13 protein-coding genes are annotated in these 15,797 nt (G+C 58.0%); 6 read left to right on the top strand and 7 right to left on the bottom strand.

Translation table 11 applies throughout. The annotated features are described in order from the left end of the window. Position 1 precedes the first annotated feature (1 nt). The 5 genes from ACOZ4N_RS17710 to ACOZ4N_RS17690 form a co-directional block, all read right to left on the bottom strand. Positions 2-1,318 carry a nucleotide sugar dehydrogenase gene (locus tag ACOZ4N_RS17710; RefSeq protein ID WP_424017685.1) on the bottom strand — a complete coding sequence of 439 codons (1,317 nt, stop codon included), beginning with the start codon at positions 1,316-1,318 and terminating at the stop codon, positions 2-4. A gap of 44 nt (positions 1,319-1,362) precedes the next feature. Next, positions 1,363-2,841, bottom strand: a complete 1,479-nt coding sequence (locus tag ACOZ4N_RS17705) for a sulfatase family protein (protein WP_424017684.1) — start codon at positions 2,839-2,841, stop codon at positions 1,363-1,365. A gap of 273 nt (positions 2,842-3,114) precedes the next feature. Beyond that, positions 3,115-4,170 (bottom strand): glucose-1-phosphate thymidylyltransferase, encoded by a 1,056-nt coding sequence (locus ACOZ4N_RS17700; RefSeq protein ID WP_424017683.1) that lies wholly within the window; start codon positions 4,168-4,170, stop codon positions 3,115-3,117. A gap of 131 nt (positions 4,171-4,301) precedes the next feature. Then, complete coding sequence (locus ACOZ4N_RS17695) at positions 4,302-5,438, bottom strand: glycosyltransferase family 2 protein (protein ID WP_424017682.1); 1,137 nt, start codon at positions 5,436-5,438, stop codon at positions 4,302-4,304. Positions 5,439-5,563: 125 nt separating this feature from the next. Continuing rightward, positions 5,564-6,466 carry a hypothetical protein gene (locus tag ACOZ4N_RS17690; protein ID WP_424017681.1) on the bottom strand — a complete coding sequence of 301 codons (903 nt, stop codon included), beginning with the start codon at positions 6,464-6,466 and terminating at the stop codon, positions 5,564-5,566. Between the two features lie 315 nt (positions 6,467-6,781). Between ACOZ4N_RS17690 and ACOZ4N_RS17685 the strand changes: the two genes are divergently transcribed. After that, positions 6,782-8,389, top strand: a complete 1,608-nt coding sequence (locus tag ACOZ4N_RS17685) for a hypothetical protein (RefSeq protein ID WP_424017680.1) — start codon at positions 6,782-6,784, stop codon at positions 8,387-8,389. A gap of 137 nt (positions 8,390-8,526) precedes the next feature. On the opposite strand, the gene ACOZ4N_RS17680 is transcribed toward ACOZ4N_RS17685, so the two are convergent. Then, complete coding sequence (locus tag ACOZ4N_RS17680) at positions 8,527-9,651, bottom strand: DegT/DnrJ/EryC1/StrS family aminotransferase (RefSeq protein WP_424017679.1); 1,125 nt, start codon at positions 9,649-9,651, stop codon at positions 8,527-8,529. 93 nt (positions 9,652-9,744) lie between these two features. Between ACOZ4N_RS17680 and ACOZ4N_RS17675 the strand changes: the two genes are divergently transcribed. Next, positions 9,745-10,734: an NAD-dependent epimerase/dehydratase family protein gene (locus ACOZ4N_RS17675; RefSeq protein ID WP_424017678.1), complete on the top strand. Its 990-nt coding sequence runs from the start codon at positions 9,745-9,747 to the stop codon at positions 10,732-10,734. Between the two features lie 129 nt (positions 10,735-10,863). Beyond that, positions 10,864-11,814 carry a methionyl-tRNA formyltransferase gene (locus tag ACOZ4N_RS17670; RefSeq protein WP_424017677.1) on the top strand — a complete coding sequence of 317 codons (951 nt, stop codon included), beginning with the start codon at positions 10,864-10,866 and terminating at the stop codon, positions 11,812-11,814. A gap of 30 nt (positions 11,815-11,844) precedes the next feature. Here the strand turns inward: ACOZ4N_RS17670 and ACOZ4N_RS17665 are convergent, their stop codons facing one another. Then, positions 11,845-12,495, bottom strand: a complete 651-nt coding sequence (locus ACOZ4N_RS17665) for a PIG-L deacetylase family protein (RefSeq protein WP_424017676.1) — start codon at positions 12,493-12,495, stop codon at positions 11,845-11,847. A 248-nt stretch (positions 12,496-12,743) separates the two neighbouring features. Here ACOZ4N_RS17665 and ACOZ4N_RS17660 point away from each other — a divergent pair, with 248 nt between their 5' ends. The 3 genes from ACOZ4N_RS17660 to neuC all read left to right on the top strand — a co-directional run bounded on the left by ACOZ4N_RS17660 (position 12,744) and on the right by neuC (position 15,744). Next, positions 12,744-13,742, top strand: coding sequence for an N-acetylneuraminate synthase family protein (locus tag ACOZ4N_RS17660; protein ID WP_424017675.1), 999 nt, complete (start codon positions 12,744-12,746; stop codon positions 13,740-13,742). A 72-nt stretch (positions 13,743-13,814) separates the two neighbouring features. Continuing rightward, positions 13,815-14,504 carry a methyltransferase domain-containing protein gene (locus tag ACOZ4N_RS17655; RefSeq protein WP_424017674.1) on the top strand — a complete coding sequence of 230 codons (690 nt, stop codon included), beginning with the start codon at positions 13,815-13,817 and terminating at the stop codon, positions 14,502-14,504. Then, positions 14,482-15,744, top strand: a complete 1,263-nt coding sequence (gene neuC, locus ACOZ4N_RS17650; RefSeq protein WP_424017673.1) for a UDP-N-acetylglucosamine 2-epimerase — start codon at positions 14,482-14,484, stop codon at positions 15,742-15,744. The genes ACOZ4N_RS17655 and neuC overlap by 23 nt, the downstream gene beginning before the upstream one ends. Positions 15,745-15,797 lie beyond the last annotated feature (53 nt).

The raw sequence follows: 15,797 nt of genomic DNA, 5'->3' as shown, positions 1-15,797 counted from the left end.
GTCACTCGGAGACGGTCCCGTCCAGTCCGTCCTTCCCGAACGGACGGTAGTCTACGGTCTCGAACGCGTCGGCGTCGAGACACCGCCAGAGGTCGAACAGGACGATCCCGCTCGTGGCGTACAGCGACGGGTCCGTGAACTCGTCCCAGGGGGTCGCGATTACCGCGAGGTCGGCCATAGAGACTGCCGTCTCGGCGTCGACGAAACTGACGGCCGCGTCGATCCGGTCCCGTGCATCCTCGACGGCTGCCGGATCCGCACAGACCAGGTCGTACTCCCTGTCCAGCGCCGCGGCCAGCTCGACACCCTGTGAGTTCTCGGCGATCGGCGTCCCCGGTTTGTAACTGAGGCCCAGGATCGCGACGGTCCCCGAATCGAGTGTCCGGCGGACGGCGTTTGCGACCCACTCCGTGTGTGCCGCGTTGACCCTGTCGGTCGCCGTCGCCAAGTGGCCGACTGCACCCGCATCCTCGGCGAGTGACTCGAACGCGTCGTTGTCTCTGGAGTAACACGGCCCGCCGTACCGTGCGGCAGGTTCGAGGTACTTCGTGTTGATGATCGAGTCCGATTCGAGCGACGCCATCACCTCGTCGATGTCGGCGTCGACGCCTTCGGCGATCTGGCCCATCGTGTTGGCGAAGCTGATCTTCATCGTCCGGTAGGTGTTGTTCATCATCTTCGCCATCTCCGCGCTCGCCGGCCGCATCCGGTGAATCGGGGCGTCGTTATCACAGATCGTGCGACAGACATCGGCGACAACGTCGCCGGCACGGGCGGACTGCTCGCCGATCAAAAAGAAGTCGGGCCGTTCGAGGCCATCGATGATCTCGCCCATCGCAGTGAACTCTGGGTTATAACAGAGGCCGAACTCCTCGCCGGCAGTCAGCCCGGAACTCTCTTCGAGAGTCTCCCGGATGGGACCGTCGACAGATCCCGGCATGACCGTACTGCGAACTGTGACGACGTGGTAGTCGTCGGTCTCGGGGAGTACCTCACCGACCGTCCGGCAGACCGCGAGCACCGAGTCCAGCGAGTGGTGTCCGTCCTCGGAGAGCGGCGTATTGACGAAGACGAAGGTCGCGTCCGAGTCGGCGACGGCACCCGCGGTATCGGTCGTCGCCGTCAGTCGGTCACCTGCGTCGTCGAGATACGCCTGGAGACCGGGTTCGGGGTAGGGAGCAGTGTCCTTCGATACTGTTTCGACGATATCTTCGTCGATGTCAGTCCCAGTGACATCGTATCCAGCGTTCGCGAGGGACGCGGCGAAACAGAGCCCCAGTCTACCGAGACCGACGACAGAGACGTGTCGAGAAGGCATACCTGAGTTCAGTTACCGAGTCCGTAAAAGATGTTCGTTCGGTTTTAGTTCAGATAGCCGAGTTCACGCAGATTCGCCTTGATGTCGTCGGTCAGTTCGGTCTCGTCTGCCACTGACTGGAAGTCATGTCCCAGCTCCTGGAACAGTGCGTCCCGGAGTGTCGACAGCAACTCCTCGTCGGGGTCTTCGACCTCTGTCTCGTCCGGTCGCTCGTAGAGTGTCTCGGTGCCGTCGGAAGCATAAACGTACAGATGGGTTTCGGTCCGGACACACTTGCGCCCCTGAACGAAGTCGTCTATCTGTTCCTCCGACATGTACTCTATCGTCCCCTGCTTCCAGCCATCGCCTTCGATCGTATTGACGCCGTATTCCGAAAACACCGTATCGCGGCTTTCGCCACCGAATACGGATCTGCCACTCGTTTCCTCGGGTGCTGGTATCGACGATACGTCACAGAGCGTGTCGAATATATCGACGAGTGAAACCAGATCACGGCGACGGTCGGACGGAATACCCGGTCCGTTCATCACCAGCGGAACACGGAGCACCTCCTCGAAGAGTCGATACGGGAGGTGGTCGATCTGGTCTTTCTCGCCGAAGTGCTCGCCGTGATCGGAAGTGAATATGACGATGGTATTTTCCAGTTCACCGCTCCGTTCCAGAGACGACAGTAACTGTTCGACCTGCGTATCGAGATACTCCATTCCAGCGACGTACCACTTCTTCAGAACGTCGAATTCGGCGTCCGTGAGGTAGTCGGGGTCGGCCAGAAACCTCGCGACTCCCTCCCTCCCTTGGGCGTTCAGGACGTGGTCCACTCGTGCGTCGCTGAGTTCCAGCGTTTCCTCGAGTCCCAGCAATCGCTCCGTGAGAAACCACTTCGAGCGTTGGAGTTCTGGAACCGCCCGTTCTTTGTACGGCCGAGGCGGGTCGTACGGCCGGTGGACGAGCGTCGTATTCAACATCCCGAAGAAGGGGCGTTCCAGTTCTCGCCGGATTTTGCTGGACAGGTATTTGAATTTGAGATACGTGTGACTGTCGCCACCGTATCTGAACCGCCGTACCAGATTCTTTATCAGCGGACCGCCGATCGTCGGATCGCGGAGACACTTCCTGTAGAACTCCTTGGAACGGTGGCTCGGTCTGTCGTCCGTATAGACCTCGAAGTACTCGTCGAAACCACGGTCGAACCCGTATGCGGCACCCATTTTCGATGGGCCAGGAATACCGAACGTGTCGTACCCGTGTTCGCTGAGCCAGGTGGCGATGAGGGGAATGTCTTCGGGAACGTTCGTTTGATCCACGACCCCGGTTTCAGACGGGTATTGCCCGGAGAACATCGCCGCGTGTGAGACTGGCGTCCACGGACCCGCAGCGTAGGCCTGCTCGAAGATCGTACCGTCCTCAGCGAGTCGGTCTATCGTTGGCGTATCCGCCTCACCGCCATAACAGGACAGGATATCGGCCCTCAAAGTATCAGCGATTATTAATATTATGTTTGGTTTCGTGGTGTCGTCCGACATAACTCCGAGTCCGTTACCTCAGAACAAGAGTATTGGGGGCGGGGTGAGAATGGATACAGCACAGACAGTCGGAACCGGGTCTCGTTCGGTGGGAGTATTACTTCGAGTATCTCTCCCTGTTCTCGACGAGATGTGTCCGTGCGTCCTCCGGCATGTCTTCGAATCGCAGTACGTTTTCACACTCCACGCCAGGGCAGGTAACGGTTCTGGACGACTCCAGCAGGTTCCCCGCAACGACGGTGCCACAGTCGGGACAGACTAGTGTGTAGATTTTCATCGGCTCAGAACGTGTGTATCGTCGGCAATCGTCATTTCGATCTGGCCCCGGGCTTCGACTTCGCTCCGACATCCGACGACGCTGTTTCGAACGTGGCCACCCGTTATATCGACTTCGTCCATGAGTACGCTCGAGGAGACGGTCGTCGACTCGAGGCGGCCGTCGGTCCCGACACTCGCGTACGGCCCGATGGTCGTATCTGGTCCGACGACAGTGTTCGGTCCGATGACGGCGGGCCCCTCGACGGTAGCTGACTCGTCGATAGTACAGTCGTCTGCGATTGCGACTGGTCCGTCGATTTCCCCGTTTACGACCGCGGTTTCGGCGATATCCCGTTCGATGTCGTCCAGTAGCACACGGTTGGCCTCGATTACGTCAGCAGGCGTTCCCACATCGATCCACGTCCCATCGACGATGTCCCAGGTCGCTGAACCTGTCTCGACCACGGAATCGAGCGCGTGTGTGAGTTCCAGTTCACCCCTCCAGGAGGGGTCCAGGTCGTCGATGGTATCGAAGATGGTATGCTTGACAGCGACAGCGCCGACGTAGGCCAAATCCGTCGGGGGATCGTCGGGTTTCTCAAGGATCGATCTCACCCGATCATCCACGATATCCGCGATGCCGTAACGCGAGGGGTTCTCGACGCGTTTGAGGGCGAGATGAGCAGCACAGTCGTTGTTCGTGAACGACTCCACTATCCGTGCAATTATTTCGTCGTCGATTATCGTGTCGCCGAAATACACGACGAACGGGTCACCGTCCACGAACGGTCGTGCACAGCCGACAGCATGAGCGAGCCCTAGTGGTTCCCCCTGCAGAATATATGTCAGATCTACGTTAAATTTGCTACCGTCTCCTATAAAGTCTTTGACTTTTTCGGGGAACTGCCCACCGACGACGACACCAATCTCAGTGATACCGGCGGCTCTCAGGCTCTCTATCGCGTACTGGATGACTGGCTTGTTCGCTACGGGCACCAGTTGTTTCTGTGTAGTATGAGTGATGGGGCGTAGCCGGCTCCCCGTCCCTCCGGCCAGAATCAAACCTTTCATGCGATCCGTTTTCCCATGCGTGTGGAATAAGTATTCTCTTTGTAAAAACCCCGACATTACTTGCGACAACCCGTTTCGACGGCCACGTGTCGAACTTCTCGAAGGGACCGTCACGTCCGGTGGTAGTAGGCTCACGAGCGGGTGACCACCGGTGCGATTCGTTTCTTCAAGCGGGTGTAGACGGAGTCGGGAAGCGCTCGCTTTGCGACCTGGTTCCACACGGTTAGCGCGTCTTTCCCCAGATACCCACTCGAGAGATTCGTCTTCAACCGCGAGAACGGAAGCGGAAGGACTGCGAGATAGCGGAGCGTCAGCCTCCAGAAGTCCAACGAGGCCCAGACGCTCGAAACCTCGTACACGTCTTCGTTGAGTGCTAGTGCCCTGATCTCCGAGAAACTGTGTTCGTTGGAGTAGATCGCCCACGCCGCAACGTTTGCCGCGAAGTGTTGTTCTTTCTTGAGGAATCGCTCCCGGGCAACCGGATCGGATATCATCTCGTCGATCAACTTGATTCGGTACTTTTGCATCCGTACACGTCTCTCAATCTCGCTCCAGGAGTTCCCCCAGTACCGATGTTCGTTTTCATCGACATCGTACTCGTAGTAGTGATAGTTACAGATGTCTCGCGACGTGAGCACCAGACAGTCCGAAACGAGACTCTGCAGTATCAGTACGTCGTGAAGATAGATACACCCGTAGAAGTCCTCGGCCCGGTTTAGATCGATGCGATCCCTGTTGAGGACGAATCCACCGAGATAGTTCCGCCGCCAGGTGTGCTCGGCATACGGGTGCGGGATATCCAAGAAGCCACAGAGCGACTCTCTGCCGGGATCAAACCACTCCTCGTCACCGACGACGTCGTCCCAGTTGCTGTTGTTCCACTCGGACTCGTCCCCGTAGGAGCCGATGAGACAGCCGAAGCCAGATTCGCTCTCCGTAATCGTATCCAGTATCCAACGAGTCGTGTCGTGGATCAACAGATCCTCGTCGGCCATCGGCAAAACGTACTCGCCGTTCGATTGCTCGATGACTTTCAGTAGATTGGGTTCGAACCCCAGATTCGACTCGTTCTCGTAGTACAACAGGCGGTCGTCGTCGAACCCCTGAACTACTTCGTCGGTCGCATCCACGGATCCATCGTTCCCGACGACGAACTCCACGTCGTCGGACTCGAACGAGAGAGCATGCGTGAGGACGTCATGGAGATTGTCCGCATTATTATAAGTTGGAATACATATACTCAGCTTCGGTGGGGACGAACCCGTCATCCTGAGAGCGACGTACGTCGGGCCGATTCAAAACCGTTTTCAATACCGGGCCGAGGTATCGTTTCGTTCCTGGATCCTGCTTGGACCGAACGCGAGTCGACTCGGCACGCGGCCACAGACACGCTTCAATCGTGGTACCCGAGCGATTTCAGGTGGTCATGTAGACTGGTTTCACGACCGGAGTCGAACTCGTCTCTTCCCTTGATACTGTAGGCGCGCTTTGCTTTCCCAGTGGCCTCTGCCCACGGTACTTTTCGGATTGTCGGCAGGGGTATATGCCCAGGGTGTCCGTAAATTCCCCACTCCCCCATCGCGTTCCCGTGGTCTGACGTGACGACCACCGTTCCGTCTGCTTCCTCGATGACGACTTCGACTTCGTCCAGTATCCGAAGCAGGTTCTGCCCGTAATCTCGCCAGACTTCGTCGGTATCGTACTGGCCATCAGCCAGACCGTTCCAGACGTTCTGAGAGTTGCCTCCATCGCCTGCCTTAGAGTTGTACCGCCCGAGACAGTGCAGGAACGGCGCGTGTGGTTGTGCGTAGTGAATTATCACTCGTTCGGCCTCGTCGTTTCTGATCGCCTGGACGCCCGCATCCGTCACGGCTTCGGGCCGGGTTGAGCCTGCTTCGGGGAGTTCCGCGTACCGCCACACGTGATCCAGTTGCTGGAGGCGGCTACTGTTCAACTGGTCCGCGTATCCCATCCCGCTCACGTAGTGCGTTTTCGAGATCGTGTTCGAGAAACGTTCGTCGAACGTCCGTCGGACCCAGAATTTTGTCGACGAGGCTACCGAATAGTAACTGGTGACGCTCTCGAAACTATCGTAAACGTCGTGCTTCGGAGCGAAGGCTTCGAAAAGATCGTATCTGCATGCGTCCAGTACCACGAGGACGTCCCAGTCGCGCTCGAACACGTTGCTACCGATCGGGAGGTTTTTATCGAGGAATTTTAACGTTTTGTAGCTAAGAAAGTCAACTGCCAGTCTCGGATCCCTGAGACCCTTCTTTACCCTTCGCAACGTGGACATGGGTCGCCATTCTGGACCGAGAGATTAAGCTATTACGCTGACGATGGATCGTCAACTAGAACGGTCCGCTTCTTTCCACGGTTTTGCCCGTGGGCTTCAACGCGGGCTACTGTGTGTCTTGTCGCCGATCTCGGCGCGTGTTCAGCGATACGTATCGTATGACAGTGCTTAAGTAGACAGCTATAGAACGCAGGAAAGCAACAAAGAACATCTTGGCAGTATTGGTACATCTCGTGAACCAGTCATCCGAACAGGGTCAGCCACGAGCATATATTCAGGCCATATAGTATTATAATAGAAACACTATAACTTTTCATGAACTTCGATAGAAAGGGTCTGCAGATTGCTTCCGAACTCGGAATCGATCAGGTGTTGCTGAATATACGGGAGAAGTTCGGTACCGATTCATTAGGTCCGAAGGTATCTGTAGCGAACGATATCACGAGTTTCGAGCTGAAGGAAGAGGATCGGAAAGGCGACGTGTTACTTCCCCCCATCGAGGGAGGCCACGTCGGTAATATCCAACGAGCCGGGATCTTGGCGCACGCGTTCAGAAGCCGTGGCTATCGTCCCATTATGTATCTTTGTAACAACGATTTGAACCTCTGCCATCCGCGGGGAAAGAACCGCGACGACAGGTCACAGTGTGCGCTGTGTCATTTTAAGGGTAATAAACATCTGCAGGCTTTCGGAATAGATCATATTTCTTTTGAGGAGGTCCTTCCGAAGAACTACCAGCCGCCAGAGGTGTCAGAGTACGATGATTTGAGGGCGGTCGAGTACAAGAACGTCCCCGTCGCCGACTTCGTGACCGGTTCTGCTCGAAGGTTGTTGAAACAATACAGACTCGATCTCGAAGACCCGTCCGTTCGTTCACTCTACGAGCGCTTGCTCGAGTCCAGTATGAAGCTCGTGGACCTGACGTTAGAAACGATGTCACAGTTCGAGGTGGAGTGCGTTCTGTCGAACCACCACGCGTACGTGTACGGCGGGACGATCCTGTCCACTGCGGACCAGAACGATATTCCGTCGTACTGTTACGGTGGCACCTCTCGTGATAATACGGTGTGTTTCGGACAGACATCGACTCGGACGTCTTCGATGTACGACACGGACGAAGAGTTCGTACGCTCACGTTTGGATGAACCGCTTTCCAACGAAGAGGGCGACACTGCGGATTCGCTGATGCGAGCCAGGAGGACCGGGGAGGATCGGTTCGAGAAGTTCCCCAAAGAAAGCGACTCGTCGTTTTCGACCGCCGACTCGACCCTGAACGTCGGAATCTTCACTAACTTGGTGTGGGACGCGTCGATCGTCGGTGCCCAACCGCTCTTCGAGGATTATTTTCGATGGATATCCGAGACGATCGAGACGCTGAAAGACGTTGACGGGGTCGAGGTGATACTCAAAACACATCCCGCCGAGGCCCTTCGAGGTACCAACGAAAGCGTGTACGACTGGATTCACGAGGAGTACCAGCCACTGCCATCGAATCTCAGTGTCGTCGAACCGAACACGGATTTCGATCCGTACGACATGATGGAGGCGCTTGACGCTGGAATCGTGTACAACTCGACAGTCGGGATGGAGATGGCGTACTACGGGAAACCAGTCATCGTGGCCGGTGCCACACACTATCGCGGGTACGGGTTCACATACGATTCCGAGTCGATCGAGCAGTACCGTTCGCTGCTCGAATCGATCGACGACCTGGAGTGTACGGACGAGATGGAAGAACTAGCCAGGCGCTATGTGTATTTTTATTTATATGAAAAGCACATTCCAGTCCCGGGCGCATCCAAGATACCGGGCAAGGACGAGTATCCGCACGTCCAACACAGTGACATCGGACCCGGCGCGGAGCAGTTCGACAACCTCGTTCGGTCGGTAATAGAGGGACGACCAGTAGTCCGACCAGAGTGAGATGACAGACGAGGGTATAGACACGTTCGTCGGCCTTAACATCAAGCGGTGCGGTCGAGATTCGTGCTCGCTACCCGGAGGGGGCGATTCGGATTTTGTGGGCGAAGAGAGTCGAACGAGTGGCCAGTCGGTGGCGGTCACCAGAGTTCGTCGCAGGCCCCCCTCACGCCATCGATTATCCGCTCGGTCGCGGCCGGCGACAGTTCGGGGTGGATCGGCAGCGAGAGGACCCGCGAGGAGATTTCCTCCGTCACCGGGAGGTCGATCCCGGGCGACTCGTAGTAGTCGGATAGGTGGACCGGCGGGTCCCAGTACACTTTCGAAGAGATGCCCCGGTCTGCCAGGAACTCGATGACGGCGTCCCGGTCGATGTCGGGATCGAAGGTGACGGCGTAGAACTGGTAGACGTGCCGGCCGTCAGGGAGCGTGTGGGGGTCGACGCCGTCGGTGTCCTCGAACGCCTCGTTCATGCGGAGGGCGGCCTCCCGCCGGCCGTCGATGAGCTGTTCGACTTTCGCCATCTGGGAGCAACCCAGAGCGGCAACGACATCGGGCATCCGGAAATTGCCGCCGACGGCGACGTGACGGCCGCTTTTCGACGAGCCGAAGTAATCGGTCGAGGCACGGCCGTGAGAACGAAACAGTTTCGTCGTCGCCGCGATGTCTTCGTCGTCGGTGAGAACGGCCCCGCCTTCGCCTGTCGCGACGATTTTATTCTGACAGAAGCTCAACGCCGCTGCCTCTCCGACCGTCCCGGCCATCGTCCCGTTCCGGTCGGCACCGAGTGCTTCGGCGGCGTCTTCGACGATCCAAAGGTCGTGGTCATCCGCGATGTCCCGCAGGGCGTCGATCCGACAGACGCTGCCGTACACGTGGACGGGGATCATCCCGACGGTGTCCGGGGAGATCGCCGCTTCGACGGCGGCCGGGTCCAGCCCGTACGTCTCCCTGTCGATGTCCACGAACAGGGGGTCCCCGCCGGCCAGTTTGACGGCGTTGACCGTCGCCTGCTGTGTGAAACTGGGCACGATCACCTCGTCACCCTCACCAACGTCCAGAGCTTCGAGAGCGGCGTAGATCGCGGTCGTTCCGGAGTTGACGATCACCGCGTGCTCGACTCCGACGTAGGTTTCGAGCCGCTCCTCGAACTCGGTCACGTAGGGACCCTTGGCCCACCAACTCCCCCGGCCGACGGAATCGACTACGTTCTTGATGTCGTCGACGTCCCATGAAATCTCGAAGAGCGGGATGTCCTCGGGCATGCTACGTCGTTGGGTGAGGGGGGTAAATATTCTGTTGGTCGTCCCAACCGGTGGATTGAATACCGTCGTCTGTCGACCGTGCAAGCACGCGATATGTCCGAACGTATTCTCGTGACGGGTGCTGCTGGGTTCGTCGGACAGCACCTCGTGACGCAGTTACTCGACGACGGCCACAGCGTCACGGCCCTCGACATCGACCCCCAGCCCCCGAGTGCCTACGCGGATCACGTCGGCGACGACCTCCGGTACATCTCCGGCAGTATCCTCCACGACGACTTCATCGACACCATGGTGTTCCCGTCGCCGAACACCTACGACAGGATCTTTCACCTCGCGGCGATCGTCGGCGTCAATCGGTACGTCGATCCGGACGACCTCCTCTACACGATCGACGTCAACATCAACGGGACGCGTCGCCTGCTGGAGCGAGCGCGGGGGTCCGACACGCGGTTCGTCTACACGAGTACGAGCGAGATATTCGGACGAAACCCCGACGTGCCGTGGCAGGAAGACGACGACAGGGTGCTCGGTCCCCCAACGGAGAGTCGCTGGAGCTACAGTTCGAGCAAGGCGGTCTGTGAACACATGATCCAGAACGTCGGCCGAACGGACAGCGGGGTCTCCACCACCATCGTCCGCCCGTTCAACCTGTACGGACCGCGCCAGCGGCCGGACTTCGTCATCCCGAAGTTCCTGGACCTGGTCGACCGTGGAGAGGTCCCGACCGTCTACGGCGACGGCACGCAGAAACGCTGTTTCACTTACATCGAGGACTTCGTGACGGGGATCGTTCGTGCCTCGGAGCGCGACCACGACGGGGCCGAGACGTACAACCTTGGCAGTACGGACGAAATCGAGATCGGTGACCTCGCGGAGTTGGTACTGGAGGTCGCAGGGATGTCAGACCGCTCACCGGTGTACGTCGACCGTGGCGAGGCCACCGAGACGGACTATGAGGAACCCGATCGCCGAGTCCCCGACGTGAGCCGGGCCGAACGACGGCTGGACTGGCAGGCGACGACGCCGCTCCGGGACGGACTGGAGACGACGCTCCGGTCGCTTCGGCAAGAGAGGGGGACATAACAGCACGCTCGCTTCGGACTCGTTCGTTGTCCGACTCGGACACCCTGCTGATTGTAACACGGAGTGGTCCGTGACCGGTCCAGTGTTTGGAGCAAAAAGTTCTACACTGGCGTTTGTGAATTGAGTTCCATGGACATCGTATTCGTGACGCACAACGAACTCGGCCGGAGATGTATCCACACTCTGGCCGACCTCGGTGGGACTATTTCGGCTATCTATACACGGACCGAGTCGGAGCGGATTTCCGATCAGATATCCTTCGATCAAGTCGCCGCAGAGACGAACTCGGATCTACACGAGGTAGAATCGGTAAACGAGGCGGCTGTCGTCGACCGCATAGAGCAGTACGCACCGGACCTCCTGTTTGTCGTCGGTTGGTCACAACTGGTGAATCAGCGCGTGATAGAGATTCCGAGTGTCGCGGCCCTGGGGATGCACCCGACGCCGCTCCCACGGGGCAGGGGTCGGGCACCCGTCGCGTGGAACCTAATAAAAGGATACGAGCGGACGAAGCTTTCGTTGTTCGAACTCGAAGAGGAGGCCGACGCCGGGCAGATCTATGGACAACACGAGATTACAATCGACGAGCGGGACGATGCACAGACACTGAATCAAAAGATCTACGAAGCTGGTGAGCGCCTGCTCAGGAGTTGCTATCCCCGGATAGAGGACGGGTCTATCGCGCCATCTGCTCAAGACGATGCCGAAGCAACGTGGTGGCCGCGACGGCGCCCACATCACGGACTGATCGATTGGAACCGCTCTGCGCGGGATCTCCACAACTGGATACGCGGACAGACGCATCCGTATCCTGGGGCATTCACACATCTGCACGATACCAGAGTCACGATCTGGTCGTCGGAACCGCCGACCGGTGAGAAGGTATTCGCGAAACCGGGGGAGATCATCGCCGTTCGTGGAGACAACCTCGCGGTCGCCGCCTGGGAAGAAGTGATCGAACTCCGGACAGTCCAGATCGAAGACGGAGACGAGGTCCCTGCGTCGGAACTGATCGAGAACGACGGCTTCGACATCGGGGCGGTCTTCGAGAACGCCCGTGATCGGCTGGTGGACACGTGACTGGAGTGCGACCGAGATCGGGTCCGTGGATCAGCGGCGCTCGCGTATCAACTCGAACGCCTCTGCGGCCTCGTAACCTGCTTCTGACCCGCGTTTCGTCGCCAGGGCCCGTATCGCACGTTCCGATCGAGGATGGGGAAATTCACGCACCTCACTCTCGTAAGCGTTCATGGCTTCTATTTTTGCGTCGATCGTGGTAGCGATGTCGACGTACACAGTTGCATCGAAATTCCCACTCGGCGACCCCCACTCCGATTCGGACAACGTTTCGTATGCGAGGATCCGGTCGACGCCGCTTTGTGGGCGGGCGGCCACCAGACCTGCCTCGAATACGATCTCGTGATCGTGATTGAGGTCGACGTAATGTGGCAAAAACACAGTGTCCGGTTCGAGTGAGTCGACGAGTCCTGCGATGTCGTCGTTGATTTCTTTCTGGGGGACGGTATCGAGTTTCACTGACGGATAGCTCAGTTCATGCCAGTCGGCGATTCCGAGTGTCTCCGTCGCAGCGGCGATCTCTTCGGGCCGCTTTCGCAGGTGATCCTCGGACCACTCGGGGGTATATCCCTCCGTGACGATACAAAGGTGGACCTCCTCTCCATCGTCGACGTACCGCCGTATCGTCCCCCCACAGCCGAGAACCTCGTCATCTGGGTGAGGAGCGATTACGAGCGTAGTCATGCGGTATCATATCTATCGTAGGATAATATATTTCCGGTTACCGTCGGACGGTTTTAGAGACCGGACCGTCGAACCACGGTTCGGTATCGACGGCGGTCACGGGAGAGAGACGGACGGTAGGACCGGCGATTCTGTTAGGGGTCCGTCCGGGAGATTCGTTACAGGACAGGTTCGCGAAGTCGGTACTTCGAGGGAAGGACATCCATCCACCTAATATAAGACCGCCAGCCACGAATCCCACTCCATACATGGAAATCGGGGCATCCGAAATCGATTCCAGTTCCGTCTATTTCATCGCGGAAGCGGGGAGCAACCACAACGGAGATTTCGAGGTAGCACGCGAACTCGCAACGATCGCGGCTGAAGCCGGTGCAGACGCGGTGAAGTTTCAGACCTTCGAGCCGGAGAAGCTGGTTTCGCCCGACAGCGAACAACTGGACGAGATCGATCAGCTAACCCTCAGCCACGAGGAGTTCAGATCGCTGAAAGACCACACGGACGAGCTAGGAATAACGCTCCTTTCGACGCCGTTCGACGAGGACAGCGCAACGTTTCTGGATGAGCTGGGGGTCGACGCGATCAAGATCAGTTCCGGGGATATAACGAACTATCCACTGCTCGAACACGTAGCGACTTTCGGGCGACCGTTGATCGTGAGCAGTGGAATGGCAACACGCGAGGAGATCGCGGCAGCGGAGAAACGTATTCGTTCTGTCGCACCGGATCTCGACGTCGCTTTTCTCCACTGTGTTTCTGACTATCCGACGGATATCGCCGATCTGAACCTGAATATGATTTCGGACATCGACGAGTTGGTCGATGGACCGGTTGGCTTCTCCGACCATTCGATAGAAGTCGAGACTCCGGGTATCGCTGTCGGTGCTGGAGCGACTATCGTCGAGAAACACTTCGGCATAAGCAGGCGGTTGCCAGTGCCTGACGCAGCAGTGTCGCTGGAACCGGACGAACTCGAGCGAGCGGTTTCGATAGCGAAAAACGCCGCAGCCGCCAAAGGTGAGTCGAAGAAACGTCCGGTAGACGCGGAAAGGGAAAACATCGACGCGTTCCGGAAGTCGGTGCACGCGATAACAGAGATTCCACCGGACAGTGTAATCGAGAGCGGGGATGTCGCGCTCCTCCGCCCCGGTGACGGGTTATCGCCCGATCAGCTCGAAACGGTGATCGGCAGTGAAGCCGCGTCTCATCTCGAGCCGGGGGACACAGTGACAGATGCAGATATTAAATAATGTTTCCGTTGCGTTCGGACCGACCAGTGACCGTGACCGAGCGTATCACCGAGCACAGTGACTAATCTCAGGATGACTGGATCACACACCACCACGGACGACATCGAACATATCGTCAAAGAACGCGGCTACGAGCCACGCTCGGAGCGCCACCAGATAGTCCTCGAGTCGATGTCAGGTTTCGGACACATCGACACGATCCTGGATATCGGATCCGGACTCGGGGAGTTCCTCGAAGCAGTCGATGCAGAATTCGACGACATCACGGGGTACAGCATCGACATGGACGATGAATTGCTTCAGGTCACGGAACAGAACGTCGACGCTCACTGTGCGAAGGCGGATGCCCAGCGCCTCCCCTTCGAGTCGGAATCGTTCGACGTAGTGACTGCGATCGGGATCGTCGAGCACGTGGAAAACCCTACACAGTTCGTCGAAGAGGTTCATCGAGTTTCACGGAAGGGTGCCGTTTTCGTCACGCCGAACATCGGTCGGCCCAACAGAGTAGTCGCAGCGATGCTTGGGAAAGACGTCCGAGAATTTGACGGGCACAAACAAGGATGGGACTATCACCTGTTCGACAAATTCTTGGAATCGAACGGGTGGGCGGTAACCCATATCGAGGTCCGGTACGTCGATTTCCCGCTGTACAACTACTTTCCGAAGCTCGGTCGGTTCATGAGCTATCGGGTTTTACCCAAGTTTTTCCACAACGCGGGCACGGAACTGTTCGCGTTCTGTGAAAAACGCGAGGATACCTAACGCTACGAATGGAGTCAACACGAGCGAGAAGGGACCGTCCCGAAGATCAGACACGAGGCTTCGAGACCCACTGAGATACATGAAAAACGTAACTGTCGTCACGGGAACGCGGGCAGAGCCACTCAAATCGACGATGGAAGCGATCGAATCGAACGGAGACCTGTCACTGTCACTCATAGCGACCGGGATGCACCTCTCGCCACAGCACGGTCTAACAGTCGAGGATCTGCAGAATCAGGGATTTACCGTTGACAGGGAACTCCACATGTTACTGGAGGGTGACACGAGCAAAGCAATGGCGAAGTCGCTCGGGATCGGGACGGCCAGCATGGCGGAAGCGCTCGAGAGTCTGGAGACGGATGTCACAGTCGTGATCGGAGACCGCGACGAAGGGTTAGCTGCTGCGCTCGCGTCGGCTCACATGAACATTCCAGTCGCACATATTCACGGCGGGGACGTTATGAGTGGGTCCATAATCGACGACAGTATTCGACACGCGATAACGAAGTTCGCCCACATCCACTATCCAGCCACGGAACAGTACGCCGAGAATATCAAAAAGCTCGGCGAGGAACCGTGGCGGATCCAGGTGGTCGGCTCTCCAGGCCTCGACGCGATTCACGCTGAAGAGTACACGCCATCCTCACAAGTGCTCGATACGTACGGCCTCGACGACTCAGAACCTCTGGCGCTCGTCGTCCAGCACCCGTTGACGACGGAACCGGAAAACGCAGCCAGTCAGATGAAAGAGACCCTGTCCGCACTCGACTTCTTCGAGGGGAACGTCGTCATCGTCTACTCGAACGCCGACGCGGGCGGAAAGCGAATGATCGACGTTATTCGCTCGTGGGAATCACAGTCGACCGCGAGTTTCGAGGCGGTTCGGTCGTTCGAGAGCCTCCCCAGAGAGGAGTATCTGGGCGTGATGGCGAGTGCCGATGTGATGCTCGGAAACTCCAGCAGCGGCGTCGTCGAAGCGCCATCGTTCGGACTCCCGGCAGTCGACATCGGCCCACGACAGACGGGACGACAGCGGGCCGAGAACACGATCTCCGTCGAGCACGACGCAGAAGCCATCAGATCGGCTGTCGAAAAGTGCCTGAATGATGATGAGTTTCGAGAACGAGCTGTCGACTGCGAGAACCCGTACTACTACGGTGGGGCAGGCCCGGCCATCGCTACAGACCTCGCTCGAAAGAGTATCGACCAACGGCTTCTACAGAAGAAGACGACGTACTGATCGTGGCGGGTCGTTCAAATCGGCCGAGCCGTCGCACAGGGTGACCTGACAGC

The sequence above is a fragment of the Halorientalis pallida genome (genome assembly GCF_049605515.1).
Lineage (GTDB): Archaea > Halobacteriota > Halobacteria > Halobacteriales > Haloarculaceae > Halorientalis > Halorientalis pallida_A.
The sequence above is the reverse complement of the archived record's forward strand: the minus strand, read 5'-3'. Positions and strand labels throughout refer to the sequence as shown.

Excerpts from the sequence above, each read along its gene's own strand:
- ACOZ4N_RS17710 (WP_424017685.1), bottom strand. The coding sequence starts at position 1,318 with ATGCCTTCTCGACACGTCTCTGTCGTCGGTCTCGGTAGACTGGGGCTC.
- ACOZ4N_RS17705 (WP_424017684.1), bottom strand. The coding sequence starts at position 2,841 with ATGTCGGACGACACCACGAAACCAAACATAATATTAATAATCGCTGAT.
- ACOZ4N_RS17700 (WP_424017683.1), bottom strand. The coding sequence starts at position 4,170 with ATGAAAGGTTTGATTCTGGCCGGAGGGACGGGGAGCCGGCTACGCCCC.
- ACOZ4N_RS17695 (WP_424017682.1), bottom strand. The coding sequence starts at position 5,438 with ATGACGGGTTCGTCCCCACCGAAGCTGAGTATATGTATTCCAACTTAT.
- ACOZ4N_RS17690 (WP_424017681.1), bottom strand. The coding sequence starts at position 6,466 with ATGTCCACGTTGCGAAGGGTAAAGAAGGGTCTCAGGGATCCGAGACTG.
- ACOZ4N_RS17685 (WP_424017680.1), top strand. The coding sequence starts at position 6,782 with ATGAACTTCGATAGAAAGGGTCTGCAGATTGCTTCCGAACTCGGAATC.
- ACOZ4N_RS17680 (WP_424017679.1), bottom strand. The coding sequence starts at position 9,651 with ATGCCCGAGGACATCCCGCTCTTCGAGATTTCATGGGACGTCGACGAC.
- ACOZ4N_RS17675 (WP_424017678.1), top strand. The coding sequence starts at position 9,745 with ATGTCCGAACGTATTCTCGTGACGGGTGCTGCTGGGTTCGTCGGACAG.
- ACOZ4N_RS17670 (WP_424017677.1), top strand. The coding sequence starts at position 10,864 with ATGGACATCGTATTCGTGACGCACAACGAACTCGGCCGGAGATGTATC.
- ACOZ4N_RS17665 (WP_424017676.1), bottom strand. The coding sequence starts at position 12,495 with ATGACTACGCTCGTAATCGCTCCTCACCCAGATGACGAGGTTCTCGGC.
- ACOZ4N_RS17660 (WP_424017675.1), top strand. The coding sequence starts at position 12,744 with ATGGAAATCGGGGCATCCGAAATCGATTCCAGTTCCGTCTATTTCATC.
- ACOZ4N_RS17655 (WP_424017674.1), top strand. The coding sequence starts at position 13,815 with ATGACTGGATCACACACCACCACGGACGACATCGAACATATCGTCAAA.